At 72.7% G+C, this 22,801-nt stretch carries 16 protein-coding genes and 1 tRNA gene; 7 read left to right on the top strand and 10 right to left on the bottom strand.

Annotated elements, in window-relative coordinates; translation table 11 throughout:
• Positions 1-161: 161 nt before the first annotated feature.
• The 3 genes from ACERM0_RS20200 to ACERM0_RS20190 all read left to right on the top strand — a co-directional run bounded on the left by ACERM0_RS20200 (position 162) and on the right by ACERM0_RS20190 (position 6,183).
• A complete protein-coding gene (locus ACERM0_RS20200; RefSeq protein WP_373680441.1) occupies positions 162-4,355 on the top strand; it encodes an Ig-like domain-containing protein in 4,194 nt (1,397 codons plus the stop codon).
• Between the two features lie 210 nt (positions 4,356-4,565).
• Positions 4,566-4,958, top strand: a complete 393-nt coding sequence (locus ACERM0_RS20195) for a hypothetical protein (protein ID WP_373680440.1) — start codon at positions 4,566-4,568, stop codon at positions 4,956-4,958.
• Positions 4,959-5,232: 274 nt separating this feature from the next.
• Positions 5,233-6,183, top strand: a complete 951-nt coding sequence (locus ACERM0_RS20190) for an alpha/beta fold hydrolase (RefSeq protein WP_373680439.1) — start codon at positions 5,233-5,235, stop codon at positions 6,181-6,183.
• Positions 6,184-6,402: 219 nt separating this feature from the next.
• Here the strand turns inward: ACERM0_RS20190 and ACERM0_RS20185 are convergent.
• Positions 6,403-6,478 (bottom strand) — tRNA-Thr (locus ACERM0_RS20185).
• A 100-nt stretch (positions 6,479-6,578) separates the two neighbouring features.
• On the opposite strand from ACERM0_RS20185, the gene ACERM0_RS20180 reads away from it, so the two are divergent.
• A complete protein-coding gene (locus tag ACERM0_RS20180) occupies positions 6,579-7,046 on the top strand; it encodes an SRPBCC family protein (protein WP_373680438.1) in 468 nt (155 codons plus the stop codon).
• Positions 7,047-7,076: 30 nt separating this feature from the next.
• Here ACERM0_RS20180 and ACERM0_RS20175 read toward each other — a convergent pair whose 3' ends face one another.
• From ACERM0_RS20175 to topA, 5 genes are all read right to left on the bottom strand, one after another.
• Entirely contained in the window at positions 7,077-8,087 is a 1,011-nt protein-coding gene (locus ACERM0_RS20175; protein ID WP_373680437.1) for a zinc-dependent alcohol dehydrogenase, read from the bottom strand.
• Between the two features lie 154 nt (positions 8,088-8,241).
• A complete protein-coding gene (locus tag ACERM0_RS20170) occupies positions 8,242-8,586 on the bottom strand; it encodes a cupin domain-containing protein (protein WP_373680436.1) in 345 nt (114 codons plus the stop codon).
• 25 nt (positions 8,587-8,611) lie between these two features.
• Positions 8,612-9,784, bottom strand: coding sequence for an ATP-binding protein (locus tag ACERM0_RS20165; protein WP_373680435.1), 1,173 nt, complete (start codon positions 9,782-9,784; stop codon positions 8,612-8,614).
• Complete coding sequence (gene tmk, locus ACERM0_RS20160; RefSeq protein ID WP_373680434.1) at positions 9,781-11,886, bottom strand: dTMP kinase; 2,106 nt, start codon at positions 11,884-11,886, stop codon at positions 9,781-9,783. The genes ACERM0_RS20165 and tmk overlap by 4 nt, the downstream gene beginning before the upstream one ends.
• Before the next feature lie 86 nt (positions 11,887-11,972).
• Positions 11,973-14,621: a type I DNA topoisomerase gene (gene topA, locus ACERM0_RS20155; RefSeq protein WP_373680433.1), complete on the bottom strand. Its 2,649-nt coding sequence runs from the start codon at positions 14,619-14,621 to the stop codon at positions 11,973-11,975.
• 290 nt (positions 14,622-14,911) lie between these two features.
• Here topA and ACERM0_RS20150 point away from each other — a divergent pair, with 290 nt between their 5' ends.
• Together ACERM0_RS20150 and ACERM0_RS20145 are read left to right on the top strand one after the other, a co-directional pair.
• Complete coding sequence (locus ACERM0_RS20150) at positions 14,912-15,562, top strand: hypothetical protein (protein WP_373680432.1); 651 nt, start codon at positions 14,912-14,914, stop codon at positions 15,560-15,562.
• On the top strand, positions 15,559-17,211 hold the full coding sequence (locus ACERM0_RS20145) for a cation:proton antiporter (RefSeq protein WP_373680431.1): 1,653 nt from the start codon (positions 15,559-15,561) through the stop codon (positions 17,209-17,211). Before ACERM0_RS20150 ends, ACERM0_RS20145 begins: the two co-directional genes overlap by 4 nt.
• On the opposite strand, the gene ACERM0_RS20140 is transcribed toward ACERM0_RS20145, so the two are convergent.
• The gene (locus ACERM0_RS20140; RefSeq protein ID WP_373680430.1) at positions 17,201-17,824 is read right to left on the bottom strand and encodes a methyltransferase domain-containing protein; all 624 of its coding nucleotides are present in this window, start codon (positions 17,822-17,824) and stop codon (positions 17,201-17,203) included. The genes ACERM0_RS20145 and ACERM0_RS20140 overlap by 11 nt on opposite strands.
• A gap of 73 nt (positions 17,825-17,897) precedes the next feature.
• The gene (locus ACERM0_RS20135) at positions 17,898-18,242 is read right to left on the bottom strand and encodes an STAS domain-containing protein (protein ID WP_373680429.1); all 345 of its coding nucleotides are present in this window, start codon (positions 18,240-18,242) and stop codon (positions 17,898-17,900) included.
• A 108-nt stretch (positions 18,243-18,350) separates the two neighbouring features.
• Between ACERM0_RS20135 and ACERM0_RS20130 the strand changes: the two genes are divergently transcribed.
• Complete coding sequence (locus ACERM0_RS20130; RefSeq protein WP_373680428.1) at positions 18,351-20,714, top strand: DEAD/DEAH box helicase; 2,364 nt, start codon at positions 18,351-18,353, stop codon at positions 20,712-20,714.
• Positions 20,715-20,748: 34 nt separating this feature from the next.
• Here ACERM0_RS20130 and ACERM0_RS20125 read toward each other — a convergent pair whose 3' ends face one another.
• Entirely contained in the window at positions 20,749-21,930 is a 1,182-nt protein-coding gene (locus ACERM0_RS20125) for a hypothetical protein (RefSeq protein WP_373680427.1), read from the bottom strand.
• 17 nt (positions 21,931-21,947) lie between these two features.
• Positions 21,948-22,801 (bottom strand): sortase (locus tag ACERM0_RS20120; RefSeq protein WP_373680426.1); only part of this gene is annotated, 854 nt, incomplete at its 5' end.

The raw sequence follows: 22,801 nt of genomic DNA, 5'->3' as shown, positions 1-22,801 counted from the left end.
TAGCAGGCGCCGCTCCGCCCGCACGTGTCGGCGCGGCAACTTGTGGACGGTGACGGTGGCGGATCGGCGCGGTCTTTCATCAATCCTGGCGATGGCCGGCACCACGCCGTTCAGGGGATTCTCAGGCTCGGACCAGTCCGCCCACGGGGGAGCTTCCTGGAATGTCCTCGTCGTACCCGTCCTCGCCTGCCCGCCGCCTGCCGGTGACCGTCGCACTGCTGGTGGCGCTGGTGCTCGGTCTGCTGCCGGCGAGCGCCGCGCCCGCGCAGGCCGCGCCTGCGGCCCCGACGCTCACCGAACCGACGCCGGGCGCGAGCGTGGGCAGCAACCCGCTGCTGGCGTGGAAGCCCGTGACGGGGGCGGTGCGCTATCGGGTGCAGGTGGCGACCAACGCCACCTTCACCGCGCTGGTCTACAGCGTCGAGACCGCGAGCACCGCCGCCACGCCGCCGCAGGATCTGCCGCTGGGGACCCTGTACTGGCGGGTCGCCGGCATCGACGCCAAGAGCGTCGTGGGCGTGTTCGCCACCTCGAGCTTCGAGCGGGCCTGGAGTGCGGCGCCGACGCTGGTCTCGCCCGCGCAGGGGGCGACGCTGCGGTTCCCCAGCGATCCGCTGCTGTTCGCCTGGGATCCGGTGGTGGGCGCGAAGCAGTACCGCATCCAGATCGACGACGCCGAGGACTTCATCGGTGCCGAGGAGTACCTGACCGACAACACGTCGTTCACGCTCAGCGAGCCACGCACCGTCGACCAGGACTTCTACTGGCGCGTGCAGGCCGTGTCCGCGACCAGCAAAGTGAACAGCGCCTGGTCGCAGGTCCGCCGGTTCCGGGTCGCTTGGGGGGCCATGCCGACGCTCGTCAGCCCGCTCGACGACGCCGAGGTGACCGACGTGATCCTGCGCTGGTCGGCCGTCGACGGCGCCGCGCACTACCACCTGCAGGTCAGCCCCAACGGTGACTGGGCCAACAACGTCACCATCAACGAGACGAAGCTGGCGGGCACCGTCTACTCGCCGCCGACCACGCTGGACAACGGCACCTATTTCTGGCGCGTCCGGGCCCTGGATGCGCGCGCGTCCACGCCGAACTTCGGCGAGTGGTCGCCACCGCGCCGCTTCACCCGTTCGTGGCAGACGCGCCCGACCCTGCTGGCGCCGGCCGACCAGGACTGGAACGTCCGGGAGCCGACCTTCCGGTGGTCCCCGGTCGACCACGCCTCCCACTACGAACTGCAGGTCGGAACGGACGTCAACTTCTCTCCCGGAACATTCTCCGCCTGCCCCACGAACCGCACGACTTACACGCCCTATCCGAGGATCAGCTCCGAGCCGGCTTGCACCGTCGTCGGCCTGAACCCCGGTACGCGCTATTACTGGCGGGTCCGGGCCCTGGATGCACCACGCCCCGTCAACGGCCTGTGGTCGAACTTCTCGGACAGCGACGTGCACTCGTTCATCTATCGACCGGGGATCGCCGCCTTGCTGGCGCCCGCGACGGGGAGCACCGAGCATGCCCCCGTGCTTCGGTGGGCACCGGTACCGGACATCGGCAAGTACCGAGTGACGATCCTGCGGGCCAATGGGACGAGCGCGCAGACGGTGGAAACCTTCGCCACGTCGTTCACGCCGACCAACACCCTGAAGATGAGCGACGGGCCGTTCAGCTGGTACGTCGAGACCCTCGACGCACACGGCAAACGCGGTTTGACGCCTCCGGCGAACCAGTGGCGCACGTTCACGCTGACCGAGCCCACCTCCACCGGGTCGACGCCGGAACCGCGTCCGGTGGAACCTTCCGGCCAGCGGATGCCCTCACTGCAATGGCGACCCGTGGCGGGTGCGACCGAGTACCGGGTCTTCTACGGCGGTGCTGGCACGGGCGTCGCGCACCTGCTGGGCAAGACGCCGTACGCGGCCTTCACCTCGCCCGCCACCCCCCTGGCCGCCGGCAACTACTTCTGGTACGTCGAAGCCTGGTCGAAGGACGGCTTCCTCGGCGCCGGCGCCGAGGGAACGTTTTCCATCACGCCCTTCGACCAGGTCGCCATCACGGCACCCACGAAGTGCGAGCCCGGCACCGCTTGCACCACCATCGGTGACACGCCGACGCTGACGTGGGAGGCCGTTCCGAACGCCGGCGGGTACTGGGTCTATGTCGCGACGGACCGCGACTTCACGACCAACTACCGCACGTACTGGACGACCTACACGACGCTCACGCCACGCGAGTCGTTCAAGGACAACCAGGCCGGACAGGCCTATTACTGGTTCGTACGCGCGTGCACGCAGGGCGGGACGTCACCGTGTGGTCGATTCGACAGCGGTGTCCATCCCAAGGCGGGCGCGTTCCAGAAGCACTCGTCGGCGATCGAGACGACGGCGCCCGCGCACGACGGCGCGGCGGTGCCGGACCTGGTCACCTTCAACTGGCGCAGCTTCCTCGACACGAACGGCGACCGGGCCGACGCCGGCACGCCCCGTGCCGCGACACAGGAGGCCCGGCAGTACCGGATCCAGGTCTCGACGGCGGCCGACTTCAAGACCGTCCTGGACGCCCAGGTCGTCGACCAGACCACCTACACGCCGGCGAAGATGACCTACCCGGAGGGACCGCTGTACTGGCGCGTGCAGGCCATCGACAACAGCGGCAACGACCTCACGTTCAGCGACTGCGACGCCGGGACCGCAGGGCAGCAACCCTGCCTCGTCCGCAAGGAGTCGCCGCGCGTCGCGCCGGTGGCCCCGGCCAACGGCGCCACCGTGCGTGGCATGCCGTCGCTGTCGTGGAAGCCGCAGGCCTACGCGGCGCAGTATCAGGTCGAGGTCTACAGGAACAGCGACCTGCAGTTCTCCCCGACCAACCTGGTCGCCAACCCCAAGGCCACGAAGACGACGGCCTGGGCGTCCACCACGGCGCTGCCCTCCGGCGGCTATGCGTGGCGGGTGCGCCGCCTGGACGCCGACGGGCGTCCGGGCCCGTGGTCGGCCGGTCGCACCTTCACGTTGCAGGCCGCGGCGCCGACGCTGTTGTCGCCGGCCAACGGCCTCACCGTGACCGGCGGCGACCCGGTGTTCACATGGAGCGCCGTGGAGGGGGTGGCCCAGTACCGGTTCGAGGTCAGCACCTCGTCGTCCTTCACGTCCTTCGTCGACGCGCAGACGACGGTGATGACGCGCTGGGCGCCGACGAAGAAGTACCCGGACGGAGTGCTGCACTGGCGCGTCAAGGCCCTCGACGCGCGGGGCAACGTGGTCGGCACCTCCTCGGTGCGCACGTTCACGAAGGACGGCACGGCACCGAAGGTCACCCAGAAGGCGCCGACGTCGGCCTTCCCACTGAGCGGGCCGCTGACCGTGACGTTCAGTGAGCCCGTCACCGGGGTGACCACGACGACCTTCAGCCTGCGGGCCGGCACCGCGACGTCCGCGCTGGCAGCCAGCGTCAAGATGACCTCGCCGACGACGGCGGCGTTGACCCCTGCCAGCCCGCTGGTGCCGGGCCAGTCCTACACCGCGTCGCTGACCAACGGCATCCGCGACGCCGCCGGCAACCGTCTGGCCGCGACGTCCTGGACGGCCCGCGCCAAGCTGGCCATCGAGGAGAACGAGCCCGCCATCCGCGCGACGTGGGACCGCGACACGCACAGCAGCGCGAGCGGGGGCGGCTACGCAGCGGCACGGACGAAGAACTCGAGCCTGACGTTCACCTTCACCGGCACGAACGTCACCGTCCTCGGGCGACGCTCGACGGCGGGCGGGTACGCCGACATCTACCTCGACGGGGTCAAGCAGAACAGCGCCCCGGTCAGCTTCCACGCCACCTCGACACAGTGGCAGCGGTCGGTGTGGTCGAAGAGCGGACTCCCGAACGCCAAGCACCGCCTCGAGGTGCGGGTGCTGGGGACGAAGCCCTCCGCGTCGTCCGCTCCGTGGGTGGAGGTGGACGCGTTCAAGGTCGGCACCACCCTCTTCCAGGAGACGCACGCGTCGGTCGTGCACCGCCACCCGCGGGTGAGCCGCGCGGGCGCCAGCGGCGGTGGCGAGTTCGCCGTCAACCACTGGGCGTCAGGGGACAACGGCGGCCGTCCCGAGGTGATGATGCAGTTCCGCGGCACCGGCGTCACCTGGTACGGGACCAAGGGCCCGAACGCGGGTACGGCGACGGTCTTCGTCGACGGTGTGAACCGTGGCACCGTCGACCTCTACGCCAGTTCGGCGTCGACGGGGGCGACGGTCTGGCGCTCACCGACGCTGACCGACGGGCTGCACACGATCCGGATCGTCGTGGACGGCAAGAAGCGCGCCGCGGCGACCGGCACGGTGGTGCACGTCGACCGACTCGTGGTGCGCTGAGCACCGGTGCCCCCCGGCCGTGGCGTGCCGCCACGGCCGGCGCGGTCATCCGACACCGGTCTCCCGGCCTGCCTCGTCGTATCTGCGCCATGGCCTGGGACGGCTGCCACTGGATCACCGGTGGCCGGCCCTCCCACCGTATGACGAGGCGCGCCATGGGGGTTCGCCCGCCTGCTCGCCACGGCGAGCCGAATTCGGGGAGGAGACGGAATGACCGCGACGAGGACGCGAGCGCGACTGGTCCTGCTGCTGGCGATGCTGCTGACCTTGGGGCTGCTCGGCTCCACCGTCGGCAGCAGCACCGCGTTGGCGACCGGCAAGGACACCAAGGACAAGGACTTCGCCCGCCACTGCCCCGACCACCACGGGCACCCCGGCAAGATCGAGAACGGCAAGAAACTCAACGACTACGTGCCGAAGAAGGGCACCATCTTCTGCGTCAAGGCCGGGCCCTATGCCACCGGCAAGCTGAAGGCGGACGGCAAGCGCACCCTGCACGAGTACGTCCGTGACGCCGGCATCCGGGTGGGCAACGGCAAGAACGTCCCCGACGTGTCGTACGTGGTGATCTACAAGAAGAAGCACCACGACAAGCACAAGTGACACCAACTTCGCCCACGCGCTGACAGCCAACGCCTTCCCGGGCCCCGGGCGTGCTCGCACCGGGGCCGGGACGTTCTCGGACGACGCTCCCCGGCCCGCACACCGGGTCGTCCTCGACGCGTGTCCCGGCCGTCCGACCAGTCGGACCCTGCCGCCCGGTCGTGGTCGGGCGGCCGCCACCTGTGCAGGACCCTGACCGTCGGGTCTCGAACGGCGGGCGGGCCGACGACCCTCGCTCCGTAGCGTCGCTGCCTGACTTCATCAGGAGCGAGGTGTGTACGAGGACTGGAGCGAGCGTTGCCGCCGCTGGGCCGGCATCCGCAGCGAGTGGATCGACGTCGACGGCGTCCGCGTTCACGTGCTTCGCACGGACGGCGCCGACCCGCAGGGCACGCCCCAGCTGCTCATCCACGGGCTGGGCGGCTGCGCCACCAACTGGATCGAGGTCATCTGCGACCTCGCCGCCCACGGCCCGGTGGTCGCGCCGGACCTGCCGGGCTTCGGGCGCACGGAACCGACGGAGCCCGGCCGCGTCCGCGTCCCGGACAACGCCGAGTTCCTGCAGCTGCTGCTGGACGAGCTCGGCTGGGACGAGGCCGTCGTCCACGGCAATTCGATGGGCGGCATGCTCGCGGTCCACCTCGCCGGCCTCGCGCCGGAGCGTGTCGCCCGGCTGGTCCTGGCCGCACCGGCGTTCCCGACGCCGCCGACCGCGCTGCACCGGGTCCCGCCGACGACGCTGGCACGCTTCGCCCCGTTCGCGCTGCCGGGACTGGGCCGGTTCGCGATGCGCCTGCTGTCGTCGGCCGTCTCACCCGAACGGTACTTCCAGGAGGCAGCGCGCTTCATCCACGCCGATCCGGACCGCGTGACGCCCGAAGCCAGGGCGGTCGGACTCGAGGACGTCAGCCTGGGACGCGACGCGCCCTGGCGGGTCGCCGCCTTCACGGCGGCCGCCGAGTCGGTGGTGCGCTCGATGCTCGCGCCGGGTGACCTGCTGAAGCTCATCGACGACGCGGCGATGCCCGTGCTCGTCGTCTGGGGCGATGCCGACCGGCTCATCTCGCGCACGGCGATCGACCACGTCATGAAGCGGCAGCCGACCTGGGACCTGGAAGTGCTGCCCTCGGTCGGCCACGTGCCGATGCTGGAGGCGCCGGCGGACTACGTCGCCGCCGTCGACGACTGGCTGCAGGTCGCCACGCCCACGGCCCTGGCCGCGTGACGGCGACGACCCGACGTCACGTGCCCCCGATGTCCTCGCGGTAGCGCTCGGAGCTCTGCATTCCTGGCTGGTCGAGCTGGCGCCGCTCGGTCGGCCCAGCGACGCACCGGTGCGTCATCGGCTCGACCGTGCGTCACTGCCCCGACATCGAGGTGGCGCCGACCGGCACGATCGGACCTGGCGAGTAGGCCGTGAGCGGCGCAAGACGCACGAGAGATGTGGAGCTGGAGAGGGGACTTGAACCCCTGACCTATCGCTTACGAGGCGATTGCTCTACCAACTGAGCTACTCCAGCACGAAGCGCCGCCCAGGTTATCGGACGTCCCGCCCGACCGGCCAACGCGGGCAGGCCGACGGCCCCCGCTACGGTCACGCTCCCCTCACGAGGCCGGCCGATGGCGGCGATCGACTTCAGCGGCACCTGGCGCACGACCGCAGCACGCGACGACGTCTGGCGCGTCGTGGCGGATCTCACGACCTGGCCGCAGTGGTGGCCGGCCATCGACGAGGTCGAGATGCTGGCCGGCACCCCGGAGGCTCCGGAGGCGGCCCGCTTCACCTTCGGCACCCCGATACGGCCGCTGCGTATCGAGATGGCGGTGTCGGCGGCGACCCCGGGCGAGCGGCTCGACGTCGTGACCGTCGACGGGCCGGTGCGCGGCACGGGACGTCTCGACCTGCAGGACGAGGCGGCCTACACCGCGGTCGCGTTCGCCCTGCGCCTGGACATCCGCTCGCGGCTCTTCAAGCCCGTGGAGCGTCTGCTCGCCGGCGCCGCCCGCGGCGACTCGCAACGGCTGCGCAAGGCCGGCGACGACCTGTCGCGTCTGGCCGGCGGGGAGCCGGGTCCGCACGACGTGTGACCCGACGCCCCGCCAGCACCGCCGGTCCCCTCAGAACGTGAAGACGAGCCGGGCCGTCACGTCGCCGGCCTCGACGGCGGCGAAGTCCTCGTTGACGCTGTCGAGGCGGCGTGTCTCGCGGATCACGCGCGTCTGCCCGAGCCGGTGCAGCTCGAACACCTCGGCCAGGTCGACCCGCGTCCCGACGATCGAGCCCACGACGGTGATGCCCTGCAGCACCGTCTGGAAGATCGGCAGCGACATCTCGTTGTCGGCCGGCAGCCCCACCATGGACAGCGTCCCGCCGCGCCGCAGGGAGGCGAAGGCCGCCTCGAACGCGCGAGGCGACACGGCCGTCGCGATGGCCTGGTCGGCACCGCCGAGCTTCTGGATCTCCGCGGCCACGTCCTGCTCGCGGGCGTTGAGCGTGTAGGTCGCACCCAGCTGCTTGGCCATCTCGAGCTTGTCGTCGTGCAGGTCCACGGCCACGACCGTGCCACCGGCGATCCGGGCGTACTGCAGCGCGAGGTGCCCGAGCCCACCGACGCCGAACACCGCCACGAGGTCCGACGAGCGCGTGCCAGCCACCTTCACGGCCTTGTACGTCGTGACGCCGGCGCACGTGAGCGGCGCCGCGTCGATCGGGTCGACGCCCTCCGGCACGATCCCGATGTAGCGGCTGTCGGCGAGGCTGTACTCCGCGTAACCGCCGTCGACGGAGTACCCGGTGTTCTGCTGGGAGGTGCACAGCGTCTCCCAGCCCGTGATGCAGTGCTCGCAGGTCCCACAGGCGGTGTGCAACCACGGCACGGCGACCCGGTCACCTTCTGCCACCCGCGTCACGCCGGCCCCGACCGCGTCGACGATGCCGACGCCCTCGTGGCCGGGCACGAACGGCGGCGTCGGCTTCACCGGCCAGTCCCCGCGCCAGGCGTGGATGTCGGTGTGGCACAGTCCGGAGGCCTCCAGGCGCACGCGCACCTGGGTCGGGCCGGGCTCCGGCAACGGACGTTCCTCGATCTCCAGCGGCGCTCCGAAGGCGCGCACGACGGCAGCTCTCATGATGTGGTTCCTCCGGCCCGCCTCGGTCGGGCGCGCTCGACCCGCAGCCTCCCCCGCGGCTGCGTGGTCCGGCAGGGTCGGGCGGCGCATCCGCGCAGGCCACAGGTCCCGAACGACGGCGCGACGAGCCACGACCGCGCGGACGGCGAGCCGGTCAGCCGTGGTCGGTGACCTGGTAGACCTTGCGGAGGGTCTCGTGCACGGTCCAGCGGGTGCGTGCCCCCTCCTCGAGCACCACCGCGTCGCCCGGCCCCACCTCCAGGGTGTCGCCACCCTCGATCTCGATGGTGGCCCGGCCGGCGACCACGACGAACAACTCGTCGGCTTCCACGTCCGTCACGACGCCTGGCGTGATCTCCCAGACCCCGCGTTCGACCCGGCCGTCGGCCGAGGTGTGCAGCACCCGGGCCCGCACCTGCGGATCGCCCGCGACGACCTGCTCGGGCGCCAGCGAGTCCGGCTCCAGGGCGATCTCGGCGACGTGCACCGCCTGCGACATGACGACACCTCCTCCCCGTTTCCGGTCAGCTGGCCCGCTCGCGGGTCGCCGCCGCGAACAGCGGCAGGGCCAGCTGCAACAGCAGCCGCTCGAGCTGCAGTTCGGCGTTGCCGTTGCGGTCGAGTGCCTCGCGGCAGCGGGCGACGGCGTGCAACGCGGCCACCACGTCGGAGGCCGGCAGCCGCTGCGCGTCGCGGCGGATCGCCGCCTCGTGGTCGAGGTTGACCAGCACCTCGCTGCCGGCGCCGGCCTGGGCGGCGAGCAGGTCGCGCAGGTAGCTGGCGAGGTCGTCGAGGAACAGATCGAGCGCCCGGCGCTGCTCCTGCCGCTCGAGCCGCTCGAACCGGCGCGTCAGCCGCTGGCGCACCCCCGGCGGCCAGCCCTTGTTGCCCTCGACCCCGAACGCCTCCTCCAGCCGGACCAGCTCGGCCTGGTTGCGTTCCTTGAGCGGCGCGATCCGCGACCTGGCCCAGGTCACGATCTCCTTCGCGGCCGGCACGACCTGGCCGGGCCCCCCGGTCGCGAGGCGGTCGAGCAGGGCGAGGTGGTTCCAGCGGGCCTGCCCCACGGCGGGGTCGGCCAGGTCCCGGAGCCGTTCGGGCGAACCGAGGGCGGCGCGCCCCAGGGCGGTGCGCTGTTCGGGCGGCACGCCGAGCCGCTCGGCCAGCACGAGCATCGCGTCAGGCCCCCACGGCACGAGGTCGAGGCGCCGGCAACGGGACACCACGGTCTCCAGCAGGGCGCCCTCGTCCTCCACGTCCAGCACCCACACCACCGATGGCGGCGGTTCCTCGAGGATCTTCAGGAAGGCGTTCTGTGCGGCCTCGTTCATGCGGTCGGCCGCCACCACGCGCAGCACCCGTCGCCGGCCCTCGGTCAGCGTGCGGGTGGCCAGCGGCATCCAGTCCTCACGCACGCCCTCGACGAGGTGGAAGCTGCCCTCGGGCTCGAGGTCCGTCTGGGCCGGGTGGGTGCCACGGTCGATGCGCTCGCAGGTCGAGCAGACGCCACAGGCGCCGTCGGGCTCGGTCGCCTGCGGACAGTTGAGTGCCGCCGCCAGCGCGCGGGTGATCTCGCGCTGGCCGACGCCGCGCGGGCCGACCAGCAGCCAGGCGTGGGCGACCTCGTCGGCGCGCAGCGCGGCCCGGACCGAGGCCACCGCGGCGGGCTGCCCGAGCACGTCGTCCCAGCTGGTCATCCACCACCCTCCGTGGTCTCGCCCGCCAGCCCGCCGCTGACGTCGATGCGTTCGCCCTCGTTCGACGGCAGCTGCTGCAGGCGGGCGACGACGGCCGCGCGGATCTGGGCGTGCAGTTCGTTGACGGGACGGGTGGCATCCAGGACCAGGTAGCGCGCGGCGTCCGTGGCCGCCCGCAGGCGGTAGGCACGGGCCACCGTGCGGTGGAAGTCCAGCCCGGCGGCCTCGAGCCGGTCGGGCTCGCCCTCCACCCGCTGCAGTCCTTCGCCGGGGTCGAGGTCGAGCAGCACCACCAGGTCGGGCTGGAGCTCGGCGGTGGCCCAGCGGTTGAGCTGTTCCACCTCGCCTTCACCGAGGCCGCGGCCGGCACCCTGGTAGACGACCGAGGAGTCCACGAACCGGTCGCACAGCACGACGGTGCCCTCCTGCAGCGCCGGGCGGATCACCTCGTCGACGTGCTGCGCGCGCGCCGCGGCGTACAGCAGCGCCTCGGCACGGTCGACCATGCCCTCGGACGAGCGCGACAACAGGATCTCGCGGACCCGCTCCCCGATCGGCGTGCCGCCGGGTTCACGGGTCACCAGCACGTCGTGGCCCTCGCGCTCCACCGCGGCCCGCAGCAGCCGCATCTGCGTGGACTTGCCGGCCCCGTCGCCTCCCTCGAACACCACGAACAGGCCGCGCGAGGCGGGACGCGGCGGCAGGTCCGCCCCGATCGGCCGGTCGAGCTCGGGATGCTGCGTCACGGCCCGGTGGAACGTCCGCCCGGTCAGCACCGCGCCGACCAGCGCGAGGGTGCCGGCCGCGACCAGTGTCAGCCGGATGCCGCCGACCGCGTACGCGTAGACCCCGTCGACGCGCCGCTCGGGCCCGATCAGGCCGACCAGGAACGGCGCCGTGGTGGTCGAGAGGAAGATCGCGGCCCGCACGCCGGAGTTCATCGCCCCGAACGTCCGGCCCCGGATCCGGTCGTCGGCGCGCGACTGCAGGATCGTGTAGCCGACGATGAACGACACGCCCGCGCCGGCGCCCATCACCATGGCCGGCAGCGCCGCGAGCGTCAGCGTCGGCATCAGCGCGGCGACGATCAGCGCCCCGCCGGCCACGCCGATCCCGGGTGCGAACAGCCGCTCGGGCGCCAGTCGGGCCGACAGCACGGAGCTGGCCGCCAGGCCCGCCACGAGGCCGACACCGACGACGGCGACGAGGATGCCGAAGCCGGACTGGCCGGCGTTGAGTATCCGGGCGAAGAACTGGCCGGTGGAGATCACGGCCCCGGCGGCCGCGAAGGCGACCATGACGCCGAGGATCAGGGCGCGGATGACCGGGTGCCGGCCGATGAAGACGAACCCTTCGCGCAGCTCGACCCAGGCGCTGGGTGCGGCGGTGTCGCCGAGCCGGCCCCGCGGGTGTGGGGTACGCAGGCGCGCGATCAGCGGTGCCGAGGCGAGGAACGACACCGCGTTGAACCAGATCGGCAGCGCGACGGCGCGCTCGGCCAGGTACGGGATCGTCCCCGACAGGGGTCCGGCCAGCCCGATCATGCTGGCGAACAGGACACCGGCCAGCGGCAGCGTGCCGTAGGTCAGCATCAGGTTGAGCTGGTTGGCGGCGACCAGTTCGTGGCGCTTGACCAGCGTCGGGAACACGGCGTCCTTCGCCGGCCCGAACAGCGACGACATCACCTCGATGACGAGGGTCGCGAGCAGCAGGGTCAGGATCTCGTCGCTGAACGGGATCAGCGCCATGACGATGCCGCGGCCCACGTCGCAGGCGATCATCAGGCGCTTGCGGTCCCAGCGGTCGACGAACACGCCGGCCACCGGCCCGAGGAGCATGCTGGGCAGCACGCGCGCCGCCATCACCGCTGACACGGCGAACGCGGCGGCGCGGGTCTGGCCGAGGATGTCCTCGGTCAGCGCCAGGATGGCGAGGAAACCGATCCAGTCGCCCAGGGCCGACGCGAACGTGGAGACGCTGAGGTTGCGAAAGTCCTTGTTGCGCAGCAGCGCGGCATAGACCCGGGGCGCGGCGCCTCCGGGCGTCACCTGTGCGGTGGGCGGAGACGCCCCGTCGTCGGCCTGACCCATGATGCCGCTCACCCTAGCGAGGTACCCGGCCAGCTCCGGACCGCAGGCCGGAAGACCAGGGATGTCCCGGAGCGGTCAGTGAAGCCCCTCGGGGATCGTCAGGACTTGCGCCTGGTCGACTTCTTGGCCGTCTTCTTGGCGGTCTTCTTGCCAGTCGCCTTCTTGGCGGCCGTCTTCTTCGCGGTCTTCTTCGCCGTCTTCTTACGCCCGGTCTTCTTGGCGGGCGGTGGCTGCTCACCCGTGTAGGTCAGCGCGATCGGCTCCGGCAGCTCGTCCTGGTGCAGCGGCGTGCCGCCCAGCTCCGGGTCGTACTTCTCCACGCCCTCGACGACCGTCCACGTCGCCACGGTCGGCTGGTCGAAGTCGTCGACCTCGAACACGTGGTTGACGGTCGGGTTCGTGCACACCGCCAGCGGCACCTTGCGGTTGCGCGGCGGCGGCCGCAGCGGCGCGCCGCACTTCGGGCACGGCGTGGCGATCGGCACCGACCACACCGCGAACTCGTCCTTCGGGTAGCCGGTCGAGCCCACGAACGGCTTGCCGTACCTCGACGTGCGCAGCTCCATGAAGCTGTCGGGGTCGGTCGGCGAGCGGAACGGCACGGCCTGCCCGTCGGTGTCGCGGTACATCAGCCGCTGCTGCAGGTTCCGGATGCCCTTGCACTTGGGGTAGTCGACGCAGCCGAAGAACCTGCCGAAGCGGCCCTCGCGCAGCAGCATCGGCTTGCCGCACTCCGGGCAGCGCACGTCCTCGTCGGGTTCGGGCTCCGGTTCCGGCTCACCCACCGTGCCGTCGTCGTTGAGCGGCAGCGTGCCCTCGCAGTCCGGCCACCGGCTGCAGGACGCGAACCACTGCTTCGACTTCCCGGAGAACACCCGTTCCATCGGCGAGCCGCAGACCGGGCAGTCGGCCGGGTGGTACAGCGGTAGGCGTGGGCGCTCCGGCTTGCGTTCCTTGACCCAGTCGTCGACCTCGTCGAGGAAATGGGTCACGGTCCGGCACCACGGCTGCGAGCCGGTCGCGATCTCGTCGAGGGTCTCCTCCATGCGGGCGGTGAACCCGATGTCGACCACCTCGCCGAAATGCGCCTTCAGGAAGCTGACGACGACCTCGCCGAGCGGGGTCGGGAAGAACCGGCGGGACTCCTTCAGCACGTACTCGCGCTGCTCGAGCGTGGAGATGATCGACGCGTAGGTCGACGGGCGACCGATGCCCTCCTCCTCGAGCGCCTCCACGAGCGTGCGCTCGGAGTAGCGCGGCGGCGGCGAGGTCTCGTGCTGCTCCGGCAGCAGCTCGGCCAGGTGCAGGCGCTGGCCCTGCTCGAGCTGCGGCAGCCGGTCGGTGACCTCGTCGGCCTCCTCGTCCTCGTCGCGCACGGCCCGGTAGGCCCGCAGGAAGCCGTCGAACTTCTCCACCTGGCCGGTGACCCGGAAGGTGACCGCCCCCTGGGCGTCGGATCGGGTTGCGTGCTCGCTGTCGCTGCGCTCGACACCCACCACGTCCGCCGACACCCGGTCGAACACGGCCGGCTGCATCTGGGTCGCGACGGTGCGCTTCCAGATCAGCTCGTAGAGGCGGGCCTGCTCCTCCGAGAGGTAGCGGCGCACCTTCTCCGGCGTGCGGTTGACCGAGGTCGGCCGGATCGCCTCGTGCGCCTCCTGGGCGCCCTTGGCGGTGCCGGCGAAGCGGCGCGGCTCCTTCAGCGCGTAGCGCTCACCGAACCGCTCGCGGACGAGCCCGCCGATCTCGCCCAGCGCCTGCGCCGACAGGTTGAGCGAGTCGGTACGCATGTAGGTGATGAGCCCGACCTGCTCGCCGCCGAGGTTGACGCCCTCGTACAGCTGCTGGGCCACGGCCATGGTCTGCCGCGCGGAGAAGCCGTACTTGGACGCCTCGCCCTGCAGCGTGGAGGTCTTGAACGGCGGCTTGGGGTTGCGCCGGGCCTCGGTGCGGCGCACCTCGGCGACGGTGTAGTCGAGGGAGCGGGCGCGCTCGGCCAGGCGGGTGGCCTCCGGCTCGGAGCGCACGACCACGAGCCTCGCCCGTTGGGCCTCGGACTTGTCCTCGAGGTCCTTGGGGGTGGACAGCCGCAGGCCGTCCACGGCGTGGAGGTTGGCCTGGATCTCCGGGGCACCGCCCCGGTCGCGGGCGAACGCGCCGGGGAAGCTCCAGTACTCCTCGGGCACGAACGCGCGGATCTCGTCCTCGCGGTCGACGATCATGCGCAGCGCGACCGACTGCACCCGGCCGGCGGAGATCCCCGACGCCACCGTGCGCCACAACACCGGCGACAGGCGGTAGCCCACGATCCGGTCGACGGCGCGGCGGGCCTGCTGGGCGTCGACGAGCGCGGTGTTCAGCCGCCGCGGCGCCTCGAAGGCGGCGCGGATCGCCGACTCGGTGATCTCGTCGAAGGTGACCCGGTTGGTCTGTTCGACGTCGAGGTTCAGCAGCTCGGCGATGTGCCAGGCGATCGCCTCGCCCTCACGGTCGAGGTCGGGGGCCAGCCAGATCGTGCTCGCCTGCTTGGCGGCCTGCTTGAGGGCGCTGACGTGCCGGCGCGACTTCTCCGGCACCTCGTAGCGCAGGTGACAGCCGCCGCCGTCCTCGACCTCCACGGCGAAGTCCGAGCGTGGCAGGTCGCGGATGTGCCCGTACGAGGCGAGGACCTTGAAGCGGTCACCGAGGTACCGCTCGATGGTCTTCGCCTTCGCGGGCGACTCCACGATGACGAGGTTCTCTGCCACGTGCTGGCTCGACTTTCCACGGGGGAGACGGAAGCGGCCGGGTGGGCCGATCGGGGCGGGAAGGTGGCGGTCGCTCGCGCCGGCTGTCAACTCTCTCATATGACAGCCGTCCCGCTGGCGATGCCGGGCCCCCCGTAGGGGGGCCGGGTGACGCCGGGGCCCGCACCGCGCCGAGCGATCTGCGCACGCCGCCCCGGTCGGCGAACGGCGCGTCATTGGCGAGCGGGGCGTCGAGGCGGAACGGGTGGTGCTCTACCGTTGCCGCACCGAGCAAGAGAAGGCGCCTCGCGATGCCCCGTCGTCCCCTCCCTCCGTCGGCGTGCCGCCGTCGTGCCGCGCCGGCCCGTGGCGGGCTGCTGCTGGCCGTGCTGCTGCTCGCCGGCGCCTGTACGTCGGGCGACGGCGGTGGCGCTTCCGCGGCGCGCGAGGCGGGTGACGACAGCGACGACGTGCGTATGGTCGGGAACGCGGCCACCGTCGACGGCGTCACCCTGACCGTTCCCGACGGCTGGCGGACGGTCGACACGGAGGTGCCGCCCGACGTGGTCGGCTCCCACCGGTGGTCGCCCGGCGCGAACGACGTCCGCAACCTGCAGGTGGTCGTCGGCTGCGGCGGCACCGTCGACGAGTTGGTCGACGGGACGCTGCAGAGCCCCCGCGGGCCGCTGGTGGTCACCGGGGCGCAGGAGGACCGGGCGCAGCAGCGCGTCCCCGGCCTGGACGCGGCGCGCCGCCTGACGCTGACCTTCGGCGCCGGCCGGGACGACGACGCCCAGACGATCCGCACCGACGGCCTCTACGGCCACACCGGGGACGCGCTGGTCCTGGTGGAGGTCTCCCAGCAGGCACGCACCGCCGACGGCGACCTCGCCGACCGCGTCCTCGACGCCGTGGAGGTCGACGAGGCGACCGTGACCGCCGCCTGCCAGGGGCAGCCATGACCGAGGCGATGGGCGTCTTCGAGCAGGTCGCCGCCGTCCTGGTGGTCTGCGTGGCCGCCGGCATCCTCGCGACGGTGCTGCGTCAGCCGCTGCTGGTGGGGTTGATCGCGGCCGGCATCGCCGTCGGGCCCGAGGTGCTCGGCCTGGTCGAGGCCACCGAGGAGATCGAACTGCTGGCGGAGATCGGCATCGCCCTCCTGCTGTTCGTGGTCGGGCTGAAGCTCGACGTGCGGCTCGTTCGTCGCCTGGGACCGGTGGCGCTGGCCACGGGTCTCGGCCAGGTGATCTTCACCTCGGCGTTCGGCTACCTGATCGCCGTCCTGCTCGGCTTCGCCACCGTGCAGGCGATCTACATCGCCGTGGCGCTCACGTTCTCCAGCACGATCATCATCGTGAAGCTACTCACCGACAAGCGCGAACTGGACGAGCTCCACGGCCGGATCGCGCTGGGCTTCCTGATCGTCCAGGACATCGTCGTGGTGCTGGCGATGATCGCCATCACCGCCGCCGGCGACACGGGCGAAGGCGGCCTGGCCCGCGAGTTCGCCGGCATCGCCGTGCGCGGCGTGCTCCTGCTGGCCGCCGTCGCCGCGGTCGGCAAGTGGGTGATGCCGCGGGTCACGCACGTGCTGGCCCGCCAGACCGAACTGCTGGTGCTGGCCGCCGTGAGCTGGGCCGTGGCGCTCGCGGCGCTGACCCACCTGCTGGGCTTCAGCGCGGAGGTCGGCGCCTTCCTCGCCGGGATGTCGCTGGCCTCCACCCCCTACCGGGAGGCGCTGAGCGGCCGGCTCTCCACGCTGCGGGACTTCCTGTTGGTGTTCTTCTTCATCCAGCTCGGGACCAGCTTCGAGCTGACCGCCGCCGCCGAGCAGATCCCGGCCGCGCTGCTGTTCAGCGTGTTCGTGCTCGTGGGCAACCCCATCATCGTGCTCGTCATCATGGGCCTGCTCGGTTATCGCAAGAAGGTCGCGTTCAAGGCCGGGCTGACCGTGGCGCAGATCAGCGAGTTCTCGCTCATCCTCGTCGCACTCGGCGCGGCGCAGGGCCACGTCGGCAACGACGTGATCGGGCTGGTGACCGCCGTCGGGCTGATCACCATCACGGCCTCGACCTACCTCATCTACGGCTCCGACCGGATCTACGACCGGATCGAACCGCTGCTGCGGGTGTTCGAGCGCTCACGGCCGACCGCCAGCATCGACCTCGACGAGGCCGCGGTCGAGCCCGAGTACGTGGTGGTCGGGCTGGGACGCTTCGGTCGCACCGTCTGCGCGGAGCTCGAGAGCCGTGGTGACGAGGTGGTGGGCGTCGACTGGGATCCGCGCAGCATCCGCGACGACTGGTCGATCCCGGTCGTCTACGGCGACGCCGACGACCCGGACCTGCCCGAGCAACTGCCCATGCAGCGCGTCCGGTGGGTCGTCAGCACGCTCCGCGGCCACGACACCAACATGGGGCTGGTGCGGGCGTTCCGCAGCCACGGCTTCCAGGGCAGCATCGCGGTCGCCGCCGACGACGAGCCGAGCGAGATCGAGTTGCTGCGTGCCGGGGCCGACCTCGTCGTCCGACCGCTGCACGTCGCCGCGGGACCGCTGCTGCAGCGCATGCACAGCGACGGGTCCGGCGAGGGACGCCGGTTCAGCGGTTGAGCGTGCCCAGCGCGACGACCCAGGGACGCCGGCGGTCGTGGATCGGGTCCGGGCGGACCTCGATGGTGACCTCCTGCAGGCCGTGGGAGGTGAACAGCGCCTCCACCTCGGTCTCCACCGCGGCGGAGACGTACACCTCGCCCAGCACGGGATCCTCGAGCCGCTCCAGATCGGCGTTGCCGCGGTAGCAGGCGAGGTAGACCGGCCCACGGTCGAGCAGCCCCAGCAGGTCGGCGAACACCGGCCGCCACGCGGCCCTCGGCAGGTGCGTGAACGTCCCCGACAGCCACAGCCCACCGAACGAGCGGCGCCGGAACGGCAGCGCGTGCAACGGCGCGCGCACGAGCGGGTGACGGGGCAGCAGCATCCGGGCCTCGCGCAGGGCGCCCATCGCCAGGTCGACGCCGACCGGGTGCACCCCCGCGTCGCGCAGCAGCCGCAGGTCGTTGGCCGGACCGCAACCGGCGTCCAGCACGAGGGCGTCGCGACGGGTGCGGTCGGCGAACCGGCGCACGTCGGCGACCGGCCGCTTGAGGCGTAGGGACTGCTGGTAGGCGGCGGCGTGCTCGTCGTAGGCCGCAACGCTGGTCAGCGTCCGCTCGTCGAGATCCACCCGTGCCCTTCCTGCGTCGCCGCGTTCCGCAACGCGGCCCGTCCGCCGCGCTCCGCCACGCGGCGGACCGATGCTAGCCCCCGGACCCGACCACCTCGGCGGGATCGGCAACGACCGTCAGAACGGTGTCGAGACCGGTCAGCGCCAGCAGTTGCGACATCCGCTCCGACGGGCGGGCGAGCACGAAGCGGCCGTCGTGCGAACGGGCACGCTTGTGCCCGCCGACCAGCACGCCCAGGCCGATCGAGTCGACGAACTCGATGCCGGCGACGTCGACCAGGACCTGCGACGCACCGCCGTACTGCGCCTCGACCAGCACCTGGCGGAACTCGGGCGCGGTGGCGACGTCGAGCTGCCCGGCCACCTCCACCACCGTCCAGCCGTGGTCCTCACGCGTGTCCGCGCGCAGCAAGGGCACGGGTGACCTCCTCCTCGGGCGTCCGGGCGAATGGGGGCCGCACGCTAGCGGTACCGTCCGACGGCTCAGGTCGTGCCCGACAGGAGGACGCGTACGGACCCGCGCGACGTGCTGGAGCTGCTCGGGCGCACCTCGGCGTCGGGGGCCGTGCGCGAGCGCGCGTCCGAGGGCGGCGACACCGACGAGGAGGGACTGGTCCACCTCGCGCACCTGCCGGCCCGGCAGGCGGTGACGGTGGCGCTGCCCGACGAGCTGCCCGCGACCCTGCGCGGCCGCCTCGAGCATGCCGGCGTGTCCGCCCTGTACGTGCACCAGGCCGAGGCCTGGCGGCGGGCGCGAGCCGGCGAGCACCTCGTCGTCGCGACCGGCACCGCCTCCGGCAAGTCGCTGTGCTACCAGCTGCCGGTGATCGAGCGGCTGATGACCGACGACCGCGCCGTCGCGCTCTACCTCGCACCGACCAAGGCGCTCGCGCACGACCAGCTGCGTGCCGTGCGCTCGTTCCGGCTGCCGCAGGTCCGCGCCGCGGTCGTCGACGGGGACACGCCACCGCCGGAGCGCGAGGCGGTACGCCGGACCGCCAACTGGCTGCTGACCAACCCCGACCTGTTGCACCACGCGATGCTGCCCAACCACCGCTACTGGCGCGACCTGGTCCACCGCCTGGCCTACGTGATCGTCGACGAGGCGCACGTCGCACGCGGCGTCTTCGGTGGCCACGTCGCACTGGTGCTGCGCCGGTTACGGCGGGTCGCGGAACGCTACGGCGCCGACCCGACGTTCCTGCTCACCAGCGCGACGGTCGGCAACCCGGCCGAGCACGCCTCCGCGCTCACGGGCGTCGAGGTGGCCGAGATCGTCCGCGACGGCTCGCCCCGGGGGCCGATGGACATCGGGCTGTGGCAGCCCGGCTTCGTCGAGCGCGGCGGGTCCGCAGGCTCGGACGACGGCGAGCGCGATTCGCGCCGGTCGCTGCTGGGCGAGACCGGCGACCTGCTGGCCTCGTTCGTGGCGGCGGACGTGCAGACGCTGGTGTTCACCCGCAGCCGCAAGGGTGCCGAGGTGATCGCACTCAACGCCCGCGAGCGATTGGGCGACGCGAGCGACGCGGGTGGCGAGCCGCTGGCGAAGAAGGTGGCCGCCTACCGGGCCGGCTACCTCGCCGAGGAACGCCGGGCGCTGGAGACCGACCTCCGCACCGGCGCGCTGCGCGGCGTGGCCGCCACCGAGGCGTTGGAGCTGGGGATCGACGTCGCCGGCCTGGACGCGGTCATCCTGGCGGGCTGGCCGGGGACGACCGCGTCGTTCTGGCAGCGGCTCGGCCGGGCGGGCCGGGCCGGTGGCGCGGCCGCCGGGGTGCTGGTGGCCCAGGAGGACCCACTCGACCACTACCTCGTCACCCACCCCGACGAGCTGCTGACCCGCCCGCCCGAGGACGCCATCCTCGACCCGGCCAACCCCTACCTGCTCGGCCCGCACCTGCGCTGCGCGTGCCAGGAGTTCCCGCTGGACGTGGACGAGGCGGCCGCCTGGTTCGGCGAGAGCGCCCCCGACCTGCTGGCCGCGGACGTCGAGGCGGGCCGGCTGCGCCTGCGGGGCGGCCTGCACTACTGGACCTCCCGCAGGCGCGCCAGCAGCGAGGTGGACCTGCGCTCGGCCGGCGGGCGCAACGTCCGGATCGTGGACGTGGACACCGGCGCGCTGATCGGTGACGTCGAGGAGTCGCGCGCGCACCGGCAGGTCCACACCGGTGCGGTCTACCTCCACCAGGGCCGCCAGTACGAGGTGCAGGAGCTCGATCTGGGCGGCGCGATGGCCCTGGCCAGCGAGGCGCCGCGGCTGGCCCACACGACCCGGCCACGCAGCGACACGGACGTCCGGGTGCTCGCGACGATCGAGGGCGACCACTGGGACGAGGTGGAGATCGGCCTCGCCCGGGTCGAGGTGACCACGCAGGTGACCGGCTACGACGTGCTGCGGCTGGGCTCCGACGAGGTGCTCGACCGGGTGGAGCTGGACCTGCCACCGATCGAACTGCGCACCGTGGCGGTCTGGTACGCGATCCCCGAGGACGTCCTGGAGACGGCCGGCGTGCCGTTCCGGTCCGTGCCAGGCTCGCTCCACGCGGCCGAGCACGCCGCCATCGGCATGCTGCCGTTGCTGGCGCTGTGCGACCGGTGGGATCTGGGCGGCCTCTCGACGGCGCTGCATCCCGACACCGGGCGGCCGACGGTGTTCGTCTACGACGGCTACCCCGGCGGGGCAGGACTGGCGGAGCGCTCGTATCGGCGCCTGCCCGAGCACCTGTCGCGGACGCGCGAGACGATCGCGACCTGCCGCTGCCGGCGTGGCTGCCCGTCGTGCGTGCAGTCGCCGAAGTGCGGAAACGGCAACGACCCGTTGGACAAGATCGGCGCCGTGCGGGTCCTGGATCTGCTGCTCGCCCGGGCACCCGCGCCCGGGCCGCATTGACCTCCGCCGGGGTCCGCCGGCGGGGCGGTGGGCGTCAGGGCTGCCGGGAAGCCCGGGTCCAGCGCCACAACCGCAGGCCGGCGGCGGTGAACAGCAGCCCGCCCGCGACCGGCAGCACGGCGTCGCCGCCGCCCGACCAGCCGCCGCGGGCCGCCCGCGTCTCCGGCGAGGCGACCACCACCTCGCCGTCCGGTTCCACCTCGGACCGGTCGCCGTAGTCGAGCGTGCGGCCGAAGTCGTCGTCCTGCGTGGCGCCGTCCGAGGTCGCGGTGCGCGGGTCGGTTTCGAGCGACGGGATGTCGGCGCTGCCGGTGGGCACGTCCGGCGGGGTCGCCCGCGGCCGTGCGTCCGGGCGCCCGTCCGCGTCGCGGTGGGTGCCGTCGCCGGCGCCGGCCTCGGGGTTCGGCTGCGATTCTCCGTCGCCGCCAGCCGGGTCGCCGCCCGAACCGTCGCGACTCGCGCCGTCGCCGACCGCGGCCGGGTCGTCGGGGGCGGGGCCGGCGCCGGTGGACGGCGCCACCTCGACGACCACCTCGGGGGAGGCGGCCTCGTAGGTGGCGCCGCGTCCGTCGGGGCGCAGGGCGACCAACCGGTAGGCGTGCCGGCCGGGACCAGGTCGGTCGCCCAGGGTGGTGGCGTCCGCGGGCAGGTCGGCGAGCACCGCCCAGTCGCCATTCCGCGCGTGCTCCACCCGGTACCCCGTGACGTCGGGCTCGGGTGCGGGCGCCCACCGGAGCACCACCTCGTCGCCGTCGAGGTCGCCAACGACGTCGGCGGGCGCGCTCGGTGGCGCGGACAGGGTGATCGGCAGGTCGAGGGTGTCGCGTTCTCGGGCCAGCGGCCGGGCGAGGTGCAGCCGAAGGACGTAGGAGCCGTTGGGCAGGATGCGGGCGGTATCGGTCAGGAACGGCGCGCCCGAGCGCGGGTCGAAGGCGAGCACGTGGTCGGCCTCGCGCTGCGAGCAGGCCTCGCGACCGTCACAGAGCACCGGTCGCTGGGCGTCGGTGACCTCCGCGTCGCCGCGCCGCAGCGAAACCTCGATGTGCTCGAGGACCTCCATCCGGTCGGTGGTGACGCGCACGACCAGGTCGCCGGCGCCGGTGACCACGCCGTCCGCGGGGGCGCGGAGCGCGGCGCCCGCCGCACCGGCCGCGACCGGCAGCGCGAGGAGCAGCAGCACGGCGGGCGGCAGCGCGCGCAGCAGACGTCGGGTCACGGCGATCTCGATGGTCGTCACACGCCGGCCGGCGCGTCGTCCTGCTCGGGCGTCGCGGGTGCGCGGGTACCGGCGGGATGGGAGTCGGCGAGTTCGGCGCGCACGACCAGCCGCTGGGCCGCCGAGCCCTTGGGGTGACAGGTGGTCAGCGTCAGCAGTGCCTGGTCGCTGGGCGCGACCACGCTCCAGTCGTAGGGATGCGTGAGGCAGCCCGCGCCATCCGCCAGGGGCTGGCAGTCGCCGTCGTCGGGTGGGGCGGTCACGACGTAGCGGTGGTCCCCCGCCGGGGTCAGCAGCCAGATCTCGTCGCCGACGGCCAGTTCGTCGATCCGGTTGAAGGGCCGCCCGTAGGTGGTGCGATGGCCGGCGATACCGACGTTGCCGACGGCGCCGGGCAGCGGCGTGTCGGGGTAGTGACCGGCGCCGGCGCGCAGCGCCGCCGGGGTGGTGCCGGCGACGACGATCGTGTCGACGTCGAGGTCGGGGATCAGGATGCGTGTCAGCGGCGAGCCAGCGCTGGCCGCCGGCTGCCAGTCGGCGGCCTCGAGGCGCTCGAACTCGCCGGCGAGTTGCTGCTGGACCACGCGGTCGGCGTAGAGGTCGGTCAGCAGCGGGTAGGCGAAGAGTCCGGCACCGGCCACGAACAGCGTCACGGTCAGCGTGGAGAGCAGGACGCGACCGCCCCGCCGGCGGCGCAGCGCGTCGAGGAGGAAGCGTCCGCCGCCGCCGGCCGGCGGTTCGGGGACGTAGCGGAACCCGCCGCCCGGCTGGGCCGGCGGCGCCGACGGTGCGGGGTGCTGCCCGTCCAACCTCGCCTCGGATGGGTGCGGCGCCGCCCTCGCCGCGGCGCGTCGTCGCGGGAACAACGAGG

Source organism: Egicoccus sp. AB-alg2 (assembly GCF_041821065.1).
In the GTDB taxonomy this organism is placed as follows: domain Bacteria; phylum Actinomycetota; class Nitriliruptoria; order Nitriliruptorales; family Nitriliruptoraceae; genus Egicoccus.
Note: the sequence above shows the minus strand (reverse complement) of the source record. Positions and strands in the feature narration are given on the sequence as shown.